The sequence below is a fragment of the Veillonella dispar genome (assembly GCF_937975875.1).
Lineage (GTDB): Bacteria > Bacillota > Negativicutes > Veillonellales > Veillonellaceae > Veillonella > Veillonella dispar_B.
Genome location: NZ_CALJSP010000152.1, coordinates 1 through 4,954 on the forward strand (window position 1 = coordinate 1; position 4,954 = coordinate 4,954).

General features: G+C 41.5%; 3 protein-coding genes. All 3 read right to left on the bottom strand.

Annotated elements, in window-relative coordinates; all coding sequences use genetic code 11:
- Positions 1–897 (bottom strand): O-antigen ligase (locus tag Q7P05_RS07310; protein WP_303931372.1); only part of this gene is annotated, 897 nt, incomplete at its 3' end.
- Positions 898–906: 9 nt separating this feature from the next.
- Positions 907–2,214, bottom strand: coding sequence for a folylpolyglutamate synthase/dihydrofolate synthase family protein (locus Q7P05_RS07315; protein WP_303931374.1), 1,308 nt, complete (start codon positions 2,212–2,214; stop codon positions 907–909).
- Positions 2,215–2,226: 12 nt separating this feature from the next.
- A complete protein-coding gene (locus Q7P05_RS07320) occupies positions 2,227–4,875 on the bottom strand; it encodes a valine--tRNA ligase (protein WP_303931376.1) in 2,649 nt (882 codons plus the stop codon).
- Positions 4,876–4,954 lie beyond the last annotated feature (79 nt).

The window sequence follows — 4,954 nt, forward strand, 5'->3', positions numbered from 1 at the left end:
CGCCTGAGGTCTGCGACTGAAGCCAAAGATTGGGTTTTCACGTACGATATACATAGTACTATCCCATAAAGCCCATCGAAGATCAGCTGACGTATCATGACCTTGGAATATGGACCATAGTCTCGAGGCGATTTCACCATCATAAAAGTACAAGATAATTGGCACTACTAATAGGGATAAGAATAATCTTCTTTCTACAAAGATAGCCCAGTAGAGGATCATCGCCGCAAAGCTAATCCAAATGCCTCTAGAATAGGTTAATAGCATCGTTAAGAACAATATAATCCCTATAACGAGCATCGTAACAACTTCGCGGGTACGATTTTCTTTCATATATACCAAGATATAACTGATACATACGCTGAGTACCATCAATAGATAAGCGCCCAATAAATTAGGGTTTTGTAATGTAGATGACATACGTCGCATCAATTTTGGGAACTGTGCTGCATCTACCCACTCTTTTATATGAATATTAGGAACAAATACATATTGATAAGCTCCTATGATACACACTAGTACAGCAGTACCTAATAGAGCACGAAGAAAATAATTCCACTGTTTAGGTGTTTGAATGTATGTGCGAACTAGATAATACATTCCTCCGCTGGCTACGATTTGATAAAACCAACTTTGAATTGACCAATCCCAATTTTCTGATACTAGTGCAGATATGCCAGTCCATACCACAAATATCATAACAGACCAGGATAAATAGCCCGTTGGTAAGCTCAGTGATTTACTAGATATCAAATCATATAAAGCAAGCCCTATCGCTAGCCACAGAAGTACATCCCCCACCATAGGTTGTAATGGCATAGCAACCACCACACCATAAATTAGACGCTCTATATAGAACGTAATTCTCTTCTGATTAGGAATAAGTGAGAGTTCCATAGGCTCACCTTAGTGACTCATCTCATGGTTAAACCACTGACGAGCATCTCCTAAAATATATAAAGAACCACAAACAGCGATAATATCACCATTCTTTGTATGTTTATAGGCTAAAGCCAATGCTTCTTCAACAGAATCAGCTGTTTGAGCTATAGCTTTTGGCACAATGTGACGTATTTTTTCAACCAAAACCTCTGGCACTTCTGTTCTATCTGTAGGTGCAGGTACTACAAGAACCGTATCCCCTGCCTTAACTACTTCACGAATAATGGCATCTTGATTTTTATCTTTAAGAATTGCCATCACAATCGTTTTTGGGGCGTCCTTAAATAGCTCACCATAGGTCATACTGAAGGATTCTGCGCCAGCCGCATTATGCGCGCCGTCAAAGATAAAGGTGCGATCTAAGCCGCGTTTAACTTCAAAACGCCCTGCCCACGTAGTACGAGCAAAGCCTTCGCGCATCGTTTCTTCACTGATGCTCTTATCTTCTTTCATCAATAGACGTACAGCCATCAATGCGCATGCGAGATTTACAGATTGATGAATACCTGCCATTGTCGTAAATAGCATAGCAGGAGCGGCATCATTAGTGCTCACCGTAATCATTTGACCACCTGTTACGGCACTACGGCTATCGATACCAAAATCTTTATTGAAAGCATATACTTTAGCATGCTTCTCTTTAGCCACCTCTTCAATAATACGAAGAGGTGCATCCTGTGCAGCCGTTACAACAGGGACTTTAGATTTAATAATCCCTGCCTTGTGACGTGCAATTTCCTCAACAGTATCACCACAGTAGGCTTGATGATCGATTGTTACATTGGTAATAACAGATACTTTTGGAGTCACGATATTTGTGGAGTCTAGTAGTCCACCTAAGCCAACTTCTACCACCGCATAGTCTACAGCTTGATCTTTAAAGAACAAAAAGGCTGCAGCCGTCAAGATTTCAAATTGCGTTGGTGCTTCTATTCCATTACTAATGATAGTATCAACGGCCACTTTTACACGGCTAATTAGATTACCGAAGGCTTCCTCTGTAATATTTCCATCATTGATTTGAATTCGCTCCGTATAGGATTGAAGGTGAGGCGATGTAAATCGCCCCACCCGTAATCCACTTGTAAACAGTGCGTAGGAAATATATGAGGTAACCGAGCCCTTACCATTCGTTCCTGTAACATGAACAATTTTATAGTCCTCTTGTGGATTCCCTAAGGCTTCCATAAGGGCTGTTATTCGTTCAAGGCCAGGCTTAATACCGAATGAAGATGCCTGTTCTAAATAGGCTAAGGCCTCTTGATATGTCATATAAACCTCCTATTATAAGGTTTCAAGGAACGCTTCACGTTCCAATAACGCTTGTTGTTTTTGTTTATATTCTTCTAACTTTTCTTTTTCTTTTGCTACTACAGCTTCAGGAGCTTTTGCTAGGAAGCCTTGGTTAGACAATTTACCTTCCAAACGAGAAATTTCTTTTTCCATTTGGATTTTTTCCTTTGCAATACGCTCTCTTTCTTTTTCGCCATCGATTAAGTCTTTAAGCAAGAGATATACTTCCATACCATTTACAACTGTTACAGTCGCATTTTCTGGTTTTGGATCATCGGCACCAAGAATAGTTACCTTCTCAGCCCAAGCTAATGTTACAAAGTAATCGCTATGATCTGCTACAGTTTGAGCCAATGCTTCATCTGTTGGCGCAACGATAACCTCAGCTTTTTTACCTAAAGGCACATTCATTTCAGCACGCATGTTACGAATACCTTTAATGGCATCCATCATAACTTCCATTTGACGTGCTGCACCTTCAAGATTATCAAACTTCAATGCTTCTGGCCATTTAGTGACAACGATGCTATCCCCTTCATGAGGCAAGTGTTGCCAAATGTGTTCTGTTACGAACGGCATGAATGGATGTAATAATTCAAGCATGTGACGCAAGATTGTTACGAGTAAGTATTGAACTGTACGACGATCGCGTTCATTACCATCGTTATATAAACGAGGTTTAGCTAACTCAATATACCAGTCACAGTATGTATTCCAAATGAAGTCATATACAGAGCTTGCAGCTTCACCAAGTTCGAATTTATCTAGGTTAGAAGTTACACTTTGTACTGTTTCATTGTATTTTTGAACAATCCATTGGTCTGCTAATGTCAAATCATCTGCTGTTGGAACAAAGCTTTCATCATAATTTGTAAGATTCATCAATACAAATTTAGATGCATTCCAAATCTTATTAGCAAAGTTACGATTTGCTTCAACGCGTTCCATATAGAAGCGCATATCGTTACCAGGTGTATTGCCAGTTACGAGAGTAAAACGCAATGCATCAGCACCATATTGGTCGATAACTTCAAGAGGGTTAATACCATTGCCCAAGGATTTACTCATTTTACGACCTTGGCTATCACGCACAAGACCATGAATAAATACATGTTTAAATGGAATTTCATGTTCAAACTCAAGAGCCATGAAAATCATACGAGCAACCCAGAAGAAGATAATATCATATCCGGTTACCAGTACATCAGTTGGGTAGAAGTAATCCAGATCTTCTGTCTTATTTGGCCAGCCAAGAGTGGAGAATGGCCATAATGCAGAGGAGAACCAGGTATCCAGAGTATCTTCATCCTGCTTGAAATGGTTCTTACCGCACTTCGGGCATACAGTTGGAGCTTCTTTTGCAACAACTACATCACCGCAGTCCTGGCAGTAATAAGCAGGAATTCTGTGGCCCCACCATAACTGTCTGGAAATACACCAGTCACGGATGTTCTCTAACCAGTGAAGATAAGTCTTTCCAAAACTTTCCGGAACGAATTTTAACTGGCCGCTCTTTAATGCTTCAATGGCAGGTTTAGCCATTTCATCCATTTTTACAAACCACTGCTGTTTTACCATAGGCTCTACTGTGGTCTTGCAGCGGTCATGGGTACCTACATTGTGGGAATGAGGAACAACCTTTACTAACAGGCCCATCTTGTCTAAGTCTGCTACCATGGCCTTTCTTGCCTCATAACGATCCATGCCAAAGTATGGTCCAGGTACGTTGATGGTAGCGTCATCATTTAAGATAACGATCTCCTCTAAGTTGTGGCGCTTTCCAACCTCAAAGTCATTGGGGTCATGAGCAGGTGTGATCTTAACGCAGCCGGTACCAAACTCCTTATCTACATACTCATCTGCAATAACCGGGATCTGACGGTCGGTTAATGGCAGCTGCAGCATCTTTCCAACAATATCCTTGTAACGGTCATCATCCGGGTTTACAGCAACTGCAGTATCGCCTAAGAGAGTCTCAGGTCTGGTTGTTGCGATCTCTACGAAGCGTCCTGGCTCTCCTACTACCGGGTAGTTGATGTGCCAGAAGAAACCGTCCTGCTCTACATGCTCTACTTCTGCATCAGAAATAGAAGTCTTGCATACAGGGCACCAGTTTACAATACGGGAACCTTTATAAATATATCCTTTTTCATATAATTTGATAAAAACTTCCAAAACTGCGTCAGAACAGCCTTCGTCCATAGTGAAACGCTCTCTGTCCCAGTCAGCGGAAGAGCCTAATTTGTGAAGCTGTTTTACAATACGGGTGCCGTATTCTTCTCTCCACTTCCAGCATTCCTTTAAGAAGCCTTCTCTTCCAAGATCTGCCTTGCTGATGCCTTCTTCCTTCAGCTTGTTGATAACCTTAACTTCTGTAGCGATCGCTGCATGGTCAGTTCCTGGCTGCCATAATGCTTCGTATCCCTGCATTCTCTTATAGCGGATCAGGATATCCTGCATGGTGTTATCCAGTGCATGTCCCATATGCAGCTGGCCGGTAATATTTGGCGGCGGCATAACAATGGTAAATGGTTTCTTACTTCTGTTTACTTCTGCGTGGAAATATTTTCCCTTCAGCCATTTGTCATAGAGGCGGTCTTCAATTTCCGCCGGATTGTAGGTCTTTTCCAGTTCCTTCATCTGAATTCTCCTTTTTATAATATGTCCTCTCGGAGTCTTTCCTGCACCTGCCTTTGTGGCCGATTTTCCGCCAGCTGTG